The 15,827-nt window shown below is 64.3% G+C and carries 13 protein-coding genes; 6 read left to right on the top strand and 7 right to left on the bottom strand.

Going from position 1 to position 15,827, the window contains the following annotated elements:
- Nucleotides 1-97: 97 nt before the first annotated feature.
- The 3 genes from HF885_RS01820 (at nt 98) to HF885_RS01830 (ending at nt 3,780) form a co-directional block, all read left to right on the top strand.
- A complete protein-coding gene (locus HF885_RS01820; protein ID WP_170103252.1) occupies nt 98-1,051 on the top strand; it encodes a LysR family transcriptional regulator in 954 nt (317 codons plus the stop codon).
- Nucleotides 1,051-2,070: an RluA family pseudouridine synthase gene (locus HF885_RS10395; protein WP_235927228.1), complete on the top strand. Its 1,020-nt coding sequence runs from the start codon at nt 1,051-1,053 to the stop codon at nt 2,068-2,070. Before HF885_RS01820 ends, HF885_RS10395 begins: the two co-directional genes overlap by 1 nt.
- 87 nt (nt 2,071-2,157) lie before the next feature.
- A complete protein-coding gene (locus HF885_RS01830) occupies nt 2,158-3,780 on the top strand; it encodes a 4Fe-4S dicluster domain-containing protein (protein WP_170103253.1) in 1,623 nt (540 codons plus the stop codon).
- Between the two features lie 153 nt (nt 3,781-3,933).
- Here the strand turns inward: HF885_RS01830 and HF885_RS01835 are convergent, their stop codons facing one another.
- Both HF885_RS01835 and HF885_RS01840 read right to left on the bottom strand, forming a co-directional pair.
- Entirely contained in the window at nt 3,934-4,242 is a 309-nt protein-coding gene (locus HF885_RS01835; protein WP_170103254.1) for a CDP-alcohol phosphatidyltransferase, read from the bottom strand.
- A 189-nt stretch (nt 4,243-4,431) separates the two neighbouring features.
- The gene (locus tag HF885_RS01840; RefSeq protein WP_170103255.1) at nt 4,432-5,082 is read right to left on the bottom strand and encodes an HAD family hydrolase; all 651 of its coding nucleotides are present in this window, start codon (nt 5,080-5,082) and stop codon (nt 4,432-4,434) included.
- Nucleotides 5,083-5,561: 479 nt separating this feature from the next.
- Here HF885_RS01840 and aspS point away from each other — a divergent pair, with 479 nt between their 5' ends.
- Nucleotides 5,562-7,328 carry an aspartate--tRNA ligase gene (gene aspS, locus HF885_RS01845; protein WP_170103256.1) on the top strand — a complete coding sequence of 589 codons (1,767 nt, stop codon included), beginning with the start codon at nt 5,562-5,564 and terminating at the stop codon, nt 7,326-7,328.
- 117 nt (nt 7,329-7,445) lie between these two features.
- On the opposite strand, the gene HF885_RS01850 is transcribed toward aspS, so the two are convergent.
- Nucleotides 7,446-9,197: an ABC transporter ATP-binding protein gene (locus HF885_RS01850; RefSeq protein WP_170103257.1), complete on the bottom strand. Its 1,752-nt coding sequence runs from the start codon at nt 9,195-9,197 to the stop codon at nt 7,446-7,448.
- A gap of 231 nt (nt 9,198-9,428) precedes the next feature.
- Between HF885_RS01850 and HF885_RS10615 the strand changes: the two genes are divergently transcribed.
- Nucleotides 9,429-10,265, top strand: coding sequence for a helix-turn-helix transcriptional regulator (locus HF885_RS10615; RefSeq protein WP_206109721.1), 837 nt, complete (start codon nt 9,429-9,431; stop codon nt 10,263-10,265).
- A gap of 505 nt (nt 10,266-10,770) precedes the next feature.
- Here the strand turns inward: HF885_RS10615 and HF885_RS01860 are convergent.
- From HF885_RS01860 to HF885_RS01870, 3 genes are all read right to left on the bottom strand, one after another.
- Nucleotides 10,771-11,649, bottom strand: coding sequence for a CPBP family intramembrane glutamic endopeptidase (locus HF885_RS01860; RefSeq protein ID WP_170103259.1), 879 nt, complete (start codon nt 11,647-11,649; stop codon nt 10,771-10,773).
- Between the two features lie 117 nt (nt 11,650-11,766).
- Nucleotides 11,767-12,273 (bottom strand): MarR family winged helix-turn-helix transcriptional regulator, encoded by a 507-nt coding sequence (locus HF885_RS01865; RefSeq protein ID WP_170103260.1) that lies wholly within the window; start codon nt 12,271-12,273, stop codon nt 11,767-11,769.
- Between the two features lies 1 nt (nt 12,274).
- Complete coding sequence (locus HF885_RS01870; RefSeq protein ID WP_170103261.1) at nt 12,275-13,075, bottom strand: SDR family NAD(P)-dependent oxidoreductase; 801 nt, start codon at nt 13,073-13,075, stop codon at nt 12,275-12,277.
- A gap of 273 nt (nt 13,076-13,348) precedes the next feature.
- On the opposite strand from HF885_RS01870, the gene HF885_RS01875 reads away from it, so the two are divergent.
- Nucleotides 13,349-14,698 (top strand): aminopeptidase C, encoded by a 1,350-nt coding sequence (locus tag HF885_RS01875; RefSeq protein ID WP_170103262.1) that lies wholly within the window; start codon nt 13,349-13,351, stop codon nt 14,696-14,698.
- Nucleotides 14,699-14,958: 260 nt separating this feature from the next.
- Here HF885_RS01875 and HF885_RS01880 read toward each other — a convergent pair whose 3' ends face one another.
- Nucleotides 14,959-15,741 carry a DUF4230 domain-containing protein gene (locus HF885_RS01880; protein ID WP_170103263.1) on the bottom strand — a complete coding sequence of 261 codons (783 nt, stop codon included), beginning with the start codon at nt 15,739-15,741 and terminating at the stop codon, nt 14,959-14,961.
- Between the last annotated feature and the right edge of the window lie 86 nt (nt 15,742-15,827).

The following is a 15,827-nucleotide window of genomic DNA, read 5'->3' on the forward strand; positions in this document are numbered from 1 at the left end:
CGTAAGTCCAACTGTTATTATCGGTATATGATACAAGAGAAACTTGTGATGAGGCCCGCGCGTGCGCGAGGCCACGGGGCGGGGGAGGGCGAGGCCCATGAACTTCTCGACCATGGACTACTTCGTGGCGCTTGCGGAGGAAAAGAGCTTCACCAAGGCGGCCGAGCGGCTGTCCGTGACGCAGCAGACGCTGTCCGCGCACATCGCGGGCGTGGAGGCGGAGCTGGGCGTCAGGCTGGTGAACCGCAAGGTGCCGCTGACGCTGACGTACGCGGGCGACGTGTTTCTGGGCTACGCGCGGCGCTTCCAGGCGCTGCGCCGCACGATGGGTCAGGAGTTCCTGGATATATCGCGCGACGAGCGCGGCCTTCTGGGCGTGGGCGTGGCCAGCACCCGCGGCCACATGCTGATGCCCGCCACGATCGCGCGCTTCCAGAGCGAGCACCCCGGCATCAACGTGCTGCTGCACGAGTCCGAGAACCAGGAGCTGGTGAGCCTCCTGAAGGAGGGGCGCGTGGACCTGGCCGTGGCGACGGTGCCGGACGACGAGCCCGGCCTGCAGGTGCGCAGGCTGTGCCGCGAGAAGATCGTGATGCTCGTGGCGGAGGGTCTCTTGCGGGATGTGTGCGACGACGTGGACGAGGCCGTTCGGGAGGCGGGCCGCGGCAACATGGCGCCGCTTTCGCGCTGCCCGTTCATGATGCTGGGCAAGGCGGACGAGCCGGGGGCGCTCTCGCGGCGGCTGCTGGAGCGCTCCGGCGTGCGGCCATGGGTGCGCGTGTACTCCAAGAACTCCGAGACGCTGATCGACCTGGCGGCGCGCGGCATGGGCGCCTGCTTCGTGCCGCGCGCGCTTGCGATGCGCGCCATGAGCGACCACCCGTACGCCCGCCTGCGCGCCGTGGGCTTGGGCGACGAGGCGGCCATAACCATAAGCGCGGCGTGGAGGGACTCCGACCACGTGTGGAGCGTGATCCTGGCGTTTTACGAGCTGCTGGCGACGGAGCTCGCCGGCGGCGAGAGCGCGATGCTCGGCCTGGAGGAGGCGTGATGGCGGCCGGGGCGCGCGGCGCGCACGACGCCGGCGCGCAGAGAGTGGCCGACGGGCTCGCGACGTACCTGGACGCGGCGGACGGCTCTGGCGGGCAGGCGCGGCAGGTGCGCTACCGCGTGGAGGCCGCGTGCACGGCGCAGGGGCTGCTCGCGTCGCTCGTGCGCTCGAAGCCCGTGGTGGCGCGTGCGTTTGGGGCCGGCGCGCTCGTGCGTGGGGGCGCGGCGCTGCGACGGCAGGACGCGCTTGCGCCGGGCGACGTGGTGACGCTTGCGCTGGCGCCGGCGCCGGCGGACGCGCGGCATGCGCGTGTCGGCCGCGCCGCGGGCGGGCGCGGGGGAAGGGGGCCTCGCGTCCTGTATCGCGACCCGTTCCTGATGGCGGTGGACAAGCCGGCCGGCATCCTGGTGCACGCCGACGGCACGGGCGCGCGCACGCTGACGGACGACGTGGCCGCGCTGCTGGCGCGCGAGGGGGTTCCCGCCGTGCCGCAGGCCGTGCAGAGGCTGGACGTGGACACCACCGGCGTCGTGCTCTTCTCGCTGGCGCCGGAGTTCCAGCCGGCGCTCGACGCGCTGGTGGCGTCGCACGACATGCGCAAGTGCTACCTCGCCGTGGTGGAGGGGTCGTTCCCCGCGGGGGTGCGCCGGCTGGACGCCCCGCTCGGGCGCGACAGGCACGACGCGCGGCGCATGCGCGTGAGCCCGCGCGGCAAGCCGGCGCTCACGCTCGTGACGGTGCTCGCGCGCCGCGGCGGGAGGTCGCTTCTGCTGCTTGAGCTGGGCACGGGGCGGCGCCACCAGATCCGCGTGCACCTTGCGCACGCGGGACATCCCATCGTGGGAGACGCGCTGTACGGCCGCGCGGCGGGCCCGGCCGGCGGCCTCATGCTCCACGCGGTGTGCGAGGAGCTTGCGCACCCCGCGACCGGCGAGGCGCTGCGCCTTGAGGCGGGGTGGCCCGCCCGCTTTGGGAAGTTCTTCTCGTCTTTGGACTATGACGCGGGGACGCGTTGCTAGATAATGGGTGCGTGGGCCGCGGTGGCCCTCGCGCGGGGCGCGGCGTGCGGCCCGCGGCGGCTTAGGGCACGGACGAGAGGGGACACCATGGCAGATACCATGCGAGGCGTGTACACGAACCTGACCGAGATCAGGCGGAGCGTGTTTCGCGAGGTCGCAAAGATCTGCTACAAGCTCGACGCGCAGGGGGAGTCCACGGACGAGCTCGACAAGGAGTTCGACGAGCTTCCGTACAAGATCCTGCCGGGCGACGTCGCGACGTACAGGGAGAGCGTCTTCTTGGAGCGCGCCATCATCAGCGAGCGCATCAGGCTCGCGATGGGGCTTCCGCTCTCTAGCATGGACAAGCCGGAGCGCGTGAGCGAGGGGTTCGAGAAGGCAGCCAACAGCGACGAGGTGTTCTACGAGCCGCCGCTCATCAACGTGATCAAGTTTGCGTGCAACGCGTGCAAGGACAACGTGTACGAGGTGACGAACGCGTGCCAGGGCTGCCTGGCGCACCCGTGCCGCGAGATCTGCCCGAAGAAGGCCATCAGCTTCAGGGACAAGAAGGCCTACATAGACCAGGACGCGTGCGTGAAGTGCGGCATGTGCTACAAGACGTGCCCGTACCACGCGATCCACCACCACGTGCGCCCGTGCGCGGACGCGTGCGGCATGCACGCGATCGGCTCTGACGAGCACGGTCGCGCGGACATCAACTACGACAAGTGCGTGAGCTGCGGCCAGTGCCTCATCAACTGCCCGTTTGGCGCCATCGCGGACAAGAGCCAGATCGCGCAGGTCATCTGGTCCATCGCGCGCGGCGAGGAGGTCATCGCCGCCGTGGCGCCCGCGTTCGTGGGCCAGTTTGGCGGCAAGGGCAACGTGGGCAAGCTGCGCGAGGCGTTCAAGCTGCTGGGGTTCTCTGGCGTGGAGGAGGTCGCCCTGGGCGCGGACCTCTGCACCTGCCAGGAGGCGGACGACTTCCTGGACGAGGTGCCGGACAAGCTGCCGTTCATGGGAACCTCGTGCTGCCCGGCGTGGTCGGTCATGGCGAAGCGCGAGTTCCCGGAGCACGCGGACTGCATCAGCATGGCGCTTACGCCCATGACGCTGACGGCGCGCATGATCCGCATGCAGCACCCCAACGCGAAGATCGTGTTCGTGGGGCCGTGCTCCGCGAAGAAGCTCGAGGCCATGCGCAAGAGCGTGAGGAGCGAGGTTGACTTCGTGCTCACGTTCGAGGAGATGGCGGGCATGATGGACGCAAAGGGCATCGACTACCTGGCCCTCGAGGACGACAACAAGAGCGACTTCGACGTTGCGTCGACCGATGGCCGCAACTTCGCCGTGGCGGGTGGCGTCGCGACGGCCGTGGTGAACGCCATCCACCGCCGCTACCCGGACCGCGAGGTGAACGTGGTGAACGCGGAGGGCCTGGACGACTGCCGCAAGATGATGAAGGACGCCGTCAAGGGCAAGTACCCCGGCTACCTGATCGAGGGCATGGCCTGCCCGGGCGGCTGCGTGGCCGGTGCCGGCACGCTCGTGGCCATCAACAGGTCCGCGGCGGCGGTGAAGCGCTACGCAAAGCGCTCGCCGCACGTGAACGCGACGGAGAACTCGTACCGCATGCTCATCCCCGTACTGGAGAAGGGCTTCACGAAGCAGGACGAGGACCTCGAGGTGAGCGAGTCCATGGAGGCCACGAAGGGCACGGCGGAGTAGGAGCTCCTACATGCGGGCGGGCCGGACGCGCCGATGCGCCCGGCCCGCATGCGCGTGGCACAAGGACGGGGCGAGAAGAGCATGCTCTTCTCGCCCCGCGGCTTTGCCGTGTTCGAGTCTGTGCCTGGTGCGCCGCTCTGGCGCGCGCCGCCACTACGGCTGCTTCACGCCTGGCGTGGACGCGTAGAACGTTGCGGAGGGGAAGACGTCCTTGATGGTGTGCCCGTTCACGAACGGGAGCGCCAGGAACTCGTCCACCGTGGGGACGAGGTCGCTGCAGTCGACGAAGTGGTTCTTGGAGTTGCGGATGCTGGTGTCCTGGGCGCGCCAGGCCTCGTAGTTGACGTCCGTGAGATAGTAGACGTCATTGCCGACCTTCATGTACACGGAGTGGTTCTTGTGCAGGTAGTCGGCAAGCTCGTCGTAATTTATCTCGAGTGCCTCGGCTGCTTTCTTACCCATATCGCGTCCTTTCTCTAAAAGGAACTGACCTTTGGATGCAAGCATCTTACCGCGACGCCCCCGCCGTTTGGCCGCGCGTCACAAACCGTTAGGCAAGCGTTGCCCATCCCTACGCAGGCGTAAGGATGGGCAACGTGGTGAAAACTTGGAATGGCGAGGGGGTATAAGGGGACAAACCGTGGCGGGGCGCTAGCCAAGCAGCGTGTCGGCAAGCTCCTCCGTGGAGTCCACGATGACCTTGGCGCCGGCGGCCCTCAGCGCGGCGGCGCTGCGGTAGCCCCAGGACACGCAGACGCACGCGGTCTTCGCGTTTGCCGCGGTCTCGACGTCCACCTCGGAGTCACCCACGTACACGCACTCGTCCGGCGTCACGCCTAGCGCGGACATGACCTCGTTCACCGTGTCGGGTGCGGGCTTGCGCCTGACGCCGTCGCGCTCTCCCGCGACCGCGTTGAACATGCCGGGGAAGAACTCCGCCACGAGCTTCTGCACGGCGGCGTCCGGCTTGTTCGAGACTACGGCGCGGTACATGCCCGCCGCGGAAACCGCGTGCAGCATCTGCGTCACGCCCTCGTACGGCGCGGTCTTCTGGCAGAAGTTGCGGGAGTAGTGCGCCTTGAACGTTGCGAGCACCTGCTCGCCCACGTCCTCGGGGGTGCCCGTGGGGAGCGAGCGGTGCACGAGCTGCCGCACGCCGTTGCCCACGTTCGCGGTGGTCTCCGCTATGGTGACCTCCGGGAAGCCGTTGGTGCGGAGGGCGTAGTTTACGGAGGCGTGAAGATCCTCGATGGTGTTGAGGAGGGTCCCGTCCAGGTCGAAGATGGCTGCCTTATAGGTCATGGTTGCCTCGATTCTGAGCGGTCGGGGCGCCGGGGCGGCGCATTGGGGTGGCTGATGCATGGGTGCTCGGTAAGCGCCCAAGGTTTCCGACCGTCGCGGAAACGTTACCAGAGGAATCTGTCGGATGTATGATGGATCGCCCATAAGACAAAACGCTTACAGCATTAAGAAAACTTCTGCATAACGAGGAAACCGCTCTGAAACAGGCGTCTGTGCAGAGGCCCCGTCCTTCTCGCCCGGCGGCTCGCCGCGCCATGGGCGAGAAGGACGTACCGTCGCGGCTTGCGCGTCGTCCCGGCTTGGGGTCAGGTGCGTGTCGGATTCGTTTCGATGCGGGGGAGCTTTGCGTAGATGCAGCCGCGCCGCGCCGAACGCTGCTATCATGTACCCTCGCGCATGCCGGCGCCGTCTACGCCGGCTTGCCGTCATCTGCAAGTCCGTCCGGCACGGCACGGGGCGGAAGAGACGAGAGGAACAAGATGCCATTTAGCATGCACACCCACACCTGCGGAGAGCTGCGAAAGAGCGACATCGGCGCCGAGGTCACCCTGACCGGCTGGGTCTGGCACCGTCGTGACCACGGCGGGCTCATCTTCGTGGACCTGCGCGACCGCGAGGGATCGACCCAGCTTGAGTTCGACCCCGAGGTCTGCGACGAGAAGGCGTTCCACACCGCCGAGACCATCCGCTCCGAGTGGCCCATCAAGGTGACCGGAACCGTGCGCCCGCGCCCGGAGGGCGAGGCGAACGAGAAGCTCGCGACCGGCGAGATAGAGGTCTACGTCACGGACATCGAGGTGCTGAACACCTCGAAGACCCCCGCGTTCCAGATCGAGGACCACGTGGACACCGCCGAGGACGTCCGCCTGCGCTACCGCTACCTCGACCTGCGCCGCCCGAAGATGGCCTCCAACCTCAGGCTGCGCTCCGACTTCACCTTCGCGCTTCGCGAGGCGTTCCACAACCGCGAGTTCCTTGAGGTCGAGACCCCGTCGCTCTTCAAGAGCACGCCGGAGGGCGCCCGCGACTTCCTGGTTCCCAGCCGCATGCAGCCCGGCCACTTCTATGCGCTGCCGCAGTCCCCGCAGCTTCTGAAGGAGCTCCTGATGGTGGGCGGCGTGGAGCGCTACTACCAGGTGGCGAAGTGCTTCCGCGACGAGGACCTGCGCAAGGACCGCCAGCCCGAGTTCACGCAGGTGGACGTCGAGATGAGCTTCGTGACCCAGGACGACGTGATGGGCGCGCTGGAGCAGACCCTCGCGGACGCGTTTGGCCGCATGGGCGTGAAGATGGAGCTGCCGCTGCGCCGCATCGAGTACTGGGACGCCATGGACACCTATGGCATCGACAAGCCCGACACCCGCTTCGGCATGACCCTGCACGACGTCACGTCCATCTTCGGCGACTCCAAGTTCAAGCTCTTCTCGGGCGCCGCGAACACGGAGGGGCAGTACGTCAAGGCCATCAACGCGAAGGGCGCCGGCAAGTGGCCCCGCGCGCAGATCGACAAGCTCGCGAAGGTCGCGGCGGAGTTCGGCGCGAAGGGCCTCGCCTACATCGCCTTCCGCGAGGACGGTTCCGTCACGAGCCCGATCGTCAAGTTCTTCTCGGACGACGAGATGGCCAACCTGCGTGCCGAGATGGACGTGGAGCCCGGCGACCTCGTGATGTTTGCCGTGGGCGCCCGTCTTGAGGCCGACACCATCCTCGGCGGCATGCGCAACCACATGGCCGACGCGCTCGACGTGCCGCGCGAGGGCCACGACTTCCTGTGGGTCGTCAACTTCCCGCTGTTCCACTGGGACGAGGACCGCAAGTGCCTCGACTCCGAGCACCAGCCGTTCACCCAGCCCAACGAGGACGAGCTCGACCTGCTCGACAGCGACCCGCTGGCCATGGGCTCCCACACCTACGACTTCGTGATGGACGGCTACGAGGCCGGCGGTGGCGGCATGCGCATCCACAACGCCGAGCTGCAGGAGAAGATCCTGGAGAAGCTGGGCTTCACCCCGGAGCGCGCGCAGGCGCAGTTTGGCTTCCTGATGGAGGCGCTCAAGTTTGGCGCGCCCCCCATGGGCGGCTTTGCGCTTGGCCTCGACCGCGTGTGCATGCTCCTGGCCGGTGCGGACAACATCCGCGAGGTCATGGCGTTCCCCAAGACGGCAAGCGGCTCCGACCTCATGAGCGCCGCGCCGTCGGAGGTCTCCGGCAAGCAGCTGAAGGAGGTCTCGCTCAGGCTACTGTAGCCCGTACGCCACGTTCGGTCGCCACGGCAGATTCCGCGACGACAGGCTAAAACCATGCGAGAAGAGCCCGGCAGACGGCGTTGGTACCGTCTGCCGGGCTCGTGTCGTTGGCTGTCGCTACGCGCTCACGGTGTAGAGTGCATGGAAGTATCCGCCGGGAATGGATACGAGCTCGTCAAACGTTCCCTGTTCGCAAACGCGACCGTCGCGCAGCACCACGATGCCGTCAAACAGGCGCAACAGGCCTGCGTCCAGGCGGTGCGTCACCATGATGCGCGTGGTTCCGGCGAGCGCCGCCACCGAGCGCGTGATCTGGTCTGCGGTCCGCTGGTCCAAGGCCGAGGTGGCCTCGTCGAGGAGAAGGACCCCCGACCCGTGCAGCAGGCTCCGCGCGATGCACACGTGCTGTCGCTCACCGCCAGAAAGATTGGATCCTCCCTCTCCGCAGGGGTAGTCCATGCCGTGCGTAGCAACGAACTCGCCAAGGCCGGCGCGACGGACGGCAGAGTCCAGTTTGGCGTCGTCGACGTCGGCGAACATGGTGACGTTCTCGCGGAGCGTCGCGTCAAAGAGGAACGTGTCCTGCCGCACCAGCGAGACCGTGGCGTACAGCGACTCTAGGCTTGCGTCGTGCAGCTCGCACCCGTCGAGGTCGATTTGGCCACCGTATTGAGGATGCGCTCCCATAAGCAGCGAGAGGAGCGTGGACTTGCCGCTGCCGGAGGCGCCCACCACGGCGTAGCACCCACCTGCGGCGAACTCCGCATTCAAGCCCGAAAGCACGGGGCGGTCCTTCTCGTATCCAAAGCTCACGTTTGAGAGCGCGATGCCCCGCTCGAGCTTTGCCGGCAGTGCGACGCCGCCCGTCCTCTCGCGGTTCTCGCTGAGCATTCCGGCGAGCTTTTCCACCAGTCCCCTTGACGCCCGGCGTGCGGCAAAAATGGACGGCAGGTCTTGTATGGGTTGGGCAACGCTGTTCATGAGCTGCGTGGCCATGAGGATGCCGCCAACCGTCATCCTGCTGCCCGGGAGGGCGAGCGCCAGCCACGCACCAAAGAACATGACGGAAAGTTGAGAGACGCCCTGTGCCGTCACGGCAAGCGCGCGAATGCCCAGCTCCGTGCGTCGGCGGAGGCGCTTGTCGGCTTCAAGCGCGGCGTTTGCCGCCTCGAAGCGACTGTATGCCGCATACTCTGCGCGGAAGCTCTTTATGAGGGGAAAGCCGCGGACAAGGTCGTGCGCCGTGCTCATGAAGTGCCCCGTCGCGTCGGAGACCATGCGCTGTCGCTGGGCGAGTCTTCTACCGGAAGCAAGGCCAATCACAAGCGGTACCAGCGCAGATGTGATAGCCACGACGCCAAGGGGCACGCTTTGCGCCAGAAGCATGGCGACGGAGCCCACCAGTGACACAACCTCGGTGACCATCGTGAAGATCTTCTCGAGGTAAGTCACCTCAATGGTGTTCACGTCGTTTGTGAGCACGGATTCGTACCGGCTCGATCCACCGCCGTCAAAGGAGCCGATGTCCTTTCGTAGCAGTCGGTCGAAGACGGCACGCCGGTAGTCGCTCGTCGCGCGACGAAGAAACGCCGGCAGCGTCACGCGCAGTGCCAACTCGATCGCGAGCTCCGCTGCCAGCAGCAATGAGACCACCTTCCCCGTCCGGACGAGAAGGACGAGGGACCTTGCGGCAACGGCATCGAACGCCTGCTTGAGGACATATGCAAAGGCGAGCGTGAGAACGGCCTGCGCGAGGTGCAAAGCCGCGTTTGTTGAGAAAAGCAGCCATTTCCCTCGAAACATGCTTGCCCACAGCCCCCGTGCGAGGTCCTTCTCGCCCTGTGATGCGGTCGTGCCCTGCGCTTCCATATGTGCCCTCCGATTTTGGCTCCTGAGAATATGTTGTACGCTGCCTGCAGATGTCATTCGACAGATGTTCATGCAACCCATCGATATCCAAGCTAAAACTTGTCGAATGCCGGAACGTTGCTATGTCCTGACATCCAAAAGCACGACGCCACATACCAGAGAAATTGGCGTACCATGTGGCTGCCAGTGATTATCGGTATCGCCACGTGGCGCGCCATCATGGGAGGGCTCGTGAACGAAGAGAGGCTTAAGCGTGCACTCGACGTCCTGGTTGCCGAGCCGTCGAAGCGCCCAGGGGCGGGGTCGGGTACGATCCTTGTGGCGTATCGGATGCGAGATAGGCCAACGCTTCCCAGCTTGACGCCGTGTCACGTTCTCATGACGGCCTACGATGCCGAGCATCCGATGCGCCTGCTTATCGGCCACAGTCCCAAGCCAGACGACATTATGGTCTACGCCTTCCTGGGCAGACGACGGTTGGACCGCGTGCTCATGGCAATGGCACCATCCTCGTCGAGCTTCTTCCATGTGCTGGCAGACAACCTGTGCCAAGACCAGCCGGATACGGGGGAGGTTACCGAGGCAGGCCAGGTCGATCCGGAAATGCTGCAGGACATTTTCTCGCTCATGGTGGTTGCCTATGCGGAGCGCAGGGGCGAGTGGGAGCTTGTCATAGACGGCTTGGCCTCGTCTTTTATTGCGCTGGCAAGTCCTGCGATTCACGACGGGCCGGGCAGGCGAGGTCCCGACGAGCTTGTGGCATTGCTTCTTACGGAGATAGCCGCGCACCCCGAGAGCGTGACGCTCCACGGACTTGCCGAGCGATTCTCGTACAATCCCACCTACCTCTCGGGATTGCTGCACGAGCAGTGTGGGCAGACCTTCTCCCAGCTCGTTCGCGAGCAGCGCATGCTTCGTGCCCGCCAGCTTCTCAGGGATACGGAGCTTTCCGTGGCGACAATTGCCTCCATGGTGGGGTATGCGGGTACCAGCAACTTCCATAGGCTGTTCCGAGAGCGATTTGGCGAGTCACCCGCACAGGTGCGGGCCAGGCGTGAGGGACTCTGATGTGGCGTTTCGCGGGGAAGGATTCGTGACGGGTCCGACGTGCGGGGAGGAACGGTCGAGTTTGCAAGTCGACCAACGAGTGCATTCCGATGTTTGTCTCTTCAAGGGAAGATGGGTGCTTACGATACATGGTGAATCGTGCTGTCGTGGCAGCAGATAGCGTGTGCGAAAAGCTCGAATTTGTCGAAGGGGCAAGAGGTTCACTCCAAGGCAACAGTGGGCTATGGAACCATAATCGGCAAGTAACCTAAACCATAATCAGTAAGTGGATAAGACCACAATCGATAAGTGAAACTGACCACAATCGATAAGTGAAACTGACCACAATCGGTAAGTGATGGGGCGGAGCCGGGGAATCGTAAATCTGACCGCTACTTCCAGCATCAACAACAATCTGCTTCCACGGGATGTTCCAGGGAAGGTTGATTAAGTCGTCCCCTGTGGGCTGGTACAAGGGCGAGGGCTCAGAACGTATGGGACGGCCTGCGGGCGGAAGACAGGACTTCTAGCGCGCCCGTCCAGTTTCGGCTTGTGCGACCCGACGCCTGTCCTTAGACCTTCTTGCGGCGATTGCAAAGGCCAACGTCAGCGCAACGTTGAGAACCAATACGACAACGCTTCCCTCGATCTTGCAGGAGCCGCCGGAGAGAAGTGTATTTGCGGATGGCGTCATGTTGAAGAGGCTGGGGTAGTCGTCTGCCAGGCTCACTCCGCCAAGAATCACGCCGCCGACTATATTCCATATCGCGTGTGCCATGATCGGCGCCAGCAGCGTTCCCTCCGCCTCGTACAGAGCGGTGGTGAAGAGGCACATGGAGACGACGTTCGCCACCGGCAGCAATCCCGCCTCGAACGCCCCGCCGTGCATCAGCGTGAACAACGCGGTCGAGACAACGACTGCAACAGGCAAGTTGCAATTGGTCTTCAGCAGCTGATAGATGTACCCGCGCGCAAGAAGCTCCTGCATTACGACGTTGACGAAGGCGGAAAGCATCCAGAGCCATGGCATCTGGATCATGTTTGCTCCGACAATCGTCAGCTGATGGGTCGCGAGAAGAACTGCCGCCGCTAGGCCAATCCAGACGGACCCGACGATGAGTCCAACCAGGACTCCCTTACCGGCATGCTCCCTTATCGGAACGGCGACCTTTCGCTTCTCGATGAGGACGAACACCACCGTGAGCAGAACCATTGACAGCATGGGGGTCAGCTCGGCAAAAAAGCGCCAGACTGCAGGGTTCTTTGTCGGAATGGTTATCGCCGTGGTTAGAGCCCACCCCATGAAGAACGCCGCGACTTTAAGGAAGGTGATTGTGTACCTCTTCAATTCGGTGGGACGGTGGGAGGAGAGTGTCTTGTTGTCCAAACGATCGGACTCTGCCATGATCCAGACGTACCTTTCGCCAATACGAATAGTCGGAACAAGAGACGCCAAGGGGCGAGTCTTGCTCCGACATTATATGGCTCCGTCTGACAGTTGGGCATTGCCCGACGTGGTGGCCTACGCCTTCTCCAGCAGGCGTGCGACTGTGAGCATGGCCTGGTCAAGCTCCGTGCGCTCCGCAGCGCTTAGGTGCGAGAAGAGCTCGCGTGCCCGCTTTGACCCTTCCTCAATGTGTCGGCCCACGTAGGCGCGGCCCGCGTCGCTGAGGGCGATGACGTGACTGCGCGCATCGGCGTTATCCGCGCCCTGGCGTACGTAGCCCATCTGCTGCAGTCGGCCGACCATCTTCGACACGTGCTGCTTCGAGGTGCGGAGCTCTTCCGCCGCCTCGCGCTGACGCAGAGGCCCGTGCTGGTACAGCAGCTCCAGCAGCTCCACCTGCGCCTGGCCAAGCTCCCCGCGGTACGTGTCGCGGTACGGCGCCACCACCTTGCGCTCGAACACGACGCGCATGCGGTAGGCGGGGGCCAGGGTCGAGTTGCCCGCGCTCTTCTCGCCCGAGGGCTTTGCCCCCGTTGTGGCGGCCGCGGCCGTGCCCGCGGCTTCCTGCGTAAGATCCGTCACGCTACCAGGTCCTGGAGCCGGCGGAGCGGAACTGCGCCACGGTGGGCGCGTGCGAGTTGAGGCCGCCGTCCACGTTGATGACCTGGCCCGTGACGTAGGCGCTCTCGTCGGAGGCGAAGTACGTGCAGGCATGTGCGATGTCCGCGGGGCTGCCGTAGCGGTTGACCTCGATGTTGCTCAGGAAGACGTCCTTCAGCTGCTGCGGAACGTGTGCCTCGTTCTGCGGCGTCACGATGAGGCCCGGGCGCACGCAGTTGCAGCGGATGTTCTGCTTGCCGTACTGCAGCGCGACGGACGACGTGAGCATGTCCACGCCGGCCTTGCTGCACGCATACGCGGTCGACCCCAGGTCGCCAGATATCGACGCCATGGAGCCGATGTTCACGATCGAGCCGCCGCCGGCCTCGATCATGTATGGAAGCACTGCCTTTATCGCATAGAACGTACCACGCACGCCAGAGGCGAACATCGCGTCCCAGTCCTCGAGCGAAATCTCGTCCACGCGACCGTCCTTCAGCCCCACGCCCGCGGCATTGTTGACCAGGATGTCGATGCGGCCGTGGTCGCGCGCCGTGTCCGCAAAGAGCGCGTCCACCGTGGAGAGGTCCGTCAGGTCCATGCGGTGGAAGCTCGCGCTGCCGCCTTCGGCCACGATCTGCTCCACCACCTCCTGGCCGCGCGCCTCGCGCCTGCCGCACACCACGACGTGCGCGCCCTCCGCCGCGAACTCCCGCGCGATGCCGATTCCGATGCCGCTGGTAGAGCCCGTGACCACCGCGACCTTGCCCTTGAGCCTGTCCATGCTGCCTCCTTCTGTAAAGGTGTTCCGGCGGCGGCGTGGTGCCGCACGCCGTCCGCTGCTGATGGCAAGATACCCACGCCCTAAAGTAATATACGTATGACTAAAACCAGGCAAGAAAAGCTACATAACGTGGGCTCCAGCCCTGTCCCGAGCTTGCGATTTCCCGTGTTGCATGCGCCCGAGTGGCTGTCCGCGCCACAAGGCGGCTGCGCTCGCGTGCTATGCTTCGAGTCGTCACATCCTGAACGAACGACCAAGAATCCGGGAGGAAACATGGACGAGATGAGCAGCATCACCCCCGAGGACCTCGCCGCGTCGCGCGAGGGCTTCGCGTCCGAGCGCGTGAACGAGGTTGCGAAGAACGCCGTGACCGCAAGTGGCATCCGCGCCGCCGCGCGACGCCCCGAGGGCGTCGCCGCAAACGCGCTGGGCTTCGACCTCGAGGTCACGCAGGGCGACCGCTGCGACCAGGAGCGCTCCGGCCGCTGCTGGATGTTCGCGAGCCTCAACACCATGCGCTACCGCGTGATCAAGAAGTACAACCTCAAGACCTTCGAGCTCTCTCAGGCTTACCCGCTGTTCTGGGACAAGCTCGAGAAGAGCAACTGGTTCCTGCAGAACATCCTCGACACCCTGGACGAGCCCCTCGACGGCCGCCTCGTGTCCTTCCTGCTTGCGGACCCCATCGGCGACGGCGGCCAGTGGGACATGTTCCGCAGCCTCGTGAAGAAGTACGGCGTGGTGCCGAAGGAGGCCATGCCCGAGACCGCCTGCTCCAGGAACACCCGCGAGCTCGACCGCTACCTCACGCGCTACCTGCGCGGAGCAGCCAAGCGCCTGCGCCAGAGCCACGAGGCCGGCGTGGGTACGGACGACCTGCTTGCCATGAAGAAACAGATGATGGAAGAGGTCTATCGCCTACTGGCAGTGTGCCTGGGCGAGCCGCCCGCGTCCTTCTCCGTGCGCCTTCGTGACAAGGACCAGAAGCTCGCGCTTTCCGGCACGTTCACGCCGCAGGAGTTCTTCAAGACCGCCGTGGACATGGACGTCGACGCGTACGTCTCGCTCATCAGCGCGCCCACGGCGGACAAGCCCTTTGGCCACACGTACACGGTCAGCCGCCTGGGCAACGTGTGGGAGGACCACGGCGTGCGCTACCTCAACCTGCCGCCCGCGGAGCTCAAGCGCGTGGCCATCGCGCAGCTTAAGGACGACCTGCCCGTGTGGTTTGGCTGCGACGTCGCGCAAAGCTATCTGCAAGACGAGGGCATCATGGACACGGCGGCGCTCGACGTGGACGCGCTCTTCGGATTTCCCGTGGAGGGCTGCATGGACAAGGCCGAGCGCCTGGACTACGGCGAGAGCCTCATGACCCACGCCATGGTGCTGGAGGGCGTCCGCCTGGACGAGAAGGGCGAGCCCACGCTCTGGAAGGTGGAGAACTCCTGGGGCAAGGACCATGGTCGCGACGGCTTCGACACGCTGTCCGACGCATGGTTTGACGAGTACGTCTACCAGGTGGTCGTCGACAAGAAGTACCTGACGGAGGAGGAGCGTCACACCTACGATACCGAGGAGCCCACGGTGCTCGCCCCGTGGGACCCGATGGGCTCTCTCGCGTAGGCATGCCGTTGCGTTGCTGTTGGCGCCTGTAACAGGCGCGATAGAAGATGATCGCCAGCCCCAGAAAGCTCTGAGGCTGGCGATCTTGTTGTAATGGCTGGCAGCGTGCCTGCCACGTCAGTTGCCTGCGCTGGCAGCGTTTAGTGAAGCCAAGCCGCGGTGCAGCTGGTTACGTAGGTAATAACAGTAAGTGCGGCGATGATTATTCCTGCGACGGCAGCAATCAATCCAATTAACTTGCTCATGTTTCTCACATCTTTCTATGATCTCCAGTTGATCTTTACCTTGACCTTTGATCCAAAAGTGCCTCTCAGCATCGTCTGAATATTCTGCTGAGCAAACACTTTTGCCTGGTCGATCAGTCCGCCTTTCACGGCGTTTTTGTCGCTTTCCTCTTTGCACGTCTTCTCGAGTTCGACCACGCTCTTTGGGTCTATGGGATTGAATATGTTGTTCTCCTCGTCATAAATATCGGTTTTATCCATGTCAGGCGTGTTCGAGATGATCTTGGGGGCATCGAGCTCCACGACGACGCTCTGCGGCTTACCGCTCTTGTCGACGTCCTTTCGGACGATCGTGGCGGTCTTCAGGTCGACGCCTGCCTGTATGGTGCCAACGTAGCGCAGGTAGTACCTGTTCCTGGTAAAGGGGAGGTTGAACTTATCGAGAAGGTCGCGGTTAGAGGTCTCGACCTTCTGGTAGAGATCGTACTGCTGACTTGCGCATACGAGCGTGTTCTGGGCACGGATCTGCTCGAAGACCGCGTCGACGGTAAAGACTCTCTCGTTCCTCGCTTCGCGGCTGCTTTCCTGCGACTTGCTCGTATTTATCGCTGCGCCGATTCTGTAGCCCACGTTGGCGCCCAAAACAACCAGCACGATGGCAACAACGAGAAAGAGAACCTTGTTGCTGCGTATCGTATTAACGATGTTACGAAACCTCATACGCTTCGCCTTGAGGGTCGAGCGGGCTTCGGAATGCTGTTCAACGTAGTGCTCCCCGGGACTTTCATCAACGGGGAGGTCCTCGGTGTCCTGTTCCATTTCTCTTCCTTCCAAGTGGTATGCGTGACCCGTCGCCATGTTTTCTCACCCTAGTTGAGAGGTCGGGGGGGGGGGGGGGGGGGGGG

It is taken from the genome of Parafannyhessea umbonata, from assembly GCF_012844235.1.
In the GTDB taxonomy this organism is placed as follows: Bacteria; Actinomycetota; Coriobacteriia; order Coriobacteriales; family Atopobiaceae; genus Parafannyhessea.

What these genes read in the sequence shown, in the direction of transcription:
- HF885_RS01835 (WP_170103254.1), bottom strand. Translation starts at nt 4,242, where the DNA reads ATGGGTAAGAAAGCAGCCGAGGCACTCGAGATAAATTACGACGAGCTT.
- aspS (WP_170103256.1), top strand. Translation starts at nt 5,562, where the DNA reads ATGCCATTTAGCATGCACACCCACACCTGCGGAGAGCTGCGAAAGAGC.
- HF885_RS01830 (WP_170103253.1), top strand. Translation starts at nt 2,158, where the DNA reads ATGGCAGATACCATGCGAGGCGTGTACACGAACCTGACCGAGATCAGG.
- HF885_RS01860 (WP_170103259.1), bottom strand. Translation starts at nt 11,649, where the DNA reads ATGGCAGAGTCCGATCGTTTGGACAACAAGACACTCTCCTCCCACCGT.
- HF885_RS01850 (WP_170103257.1), bottom strand. Translation starts at nt 9,197, where the DNA reads ATGGAAGCGCAGGGCACGACCGCATCACAGGGCGAGAAGGACCTCGCA.
- HF885_RS01840 (WP_170103255.1), bottom strand. Translation starts at nt 5,082, where the DNA reads ATGACCTATAAGGCAGCCATCTTCGACCTGGACGGGACCCTCCTCAAC.
- HF885_RS01875 (WP_170103262.1), top strand. Translation starts at nt 13,349, where the DNA reads ATGGACGAGATGAGCAGCATCACCCCCGAGGACCTCGCCGCGTCGCGC.
- HF885_RS01820 (WP_170103252.1), top strand. Translation starts at nt 98, where the DNA reads ATGAACTTCTCGACCATGGACTACTTCGTGGCGCTTGCGGAGGAAAAG.
- HF885_RS01880 (WP_170103263.1), bottom strand. Translation starts at nt 15,741, where the DNA reads ATGGAACAGGACACCGAGGACCTCCCCGTTGATGAAAGTCCCGGGGAG.
- HF885_RS10395 (WP_235927228.1), top strand. Translation starts at nt 1,051, where the DNA reads ATGGCGGCCGGGGCGCGCGGCGCGCACGACGCCGGCGCGCAGAGAGTG.
- HF885_RS01870 (WP_170103261.1), bottom strand. Translation starts at nt 13,075, where the DNA reads ATGGACAGGCTCAAGGGCAAGGTCGCGGTGGTCACGGGCTCTACCAGC.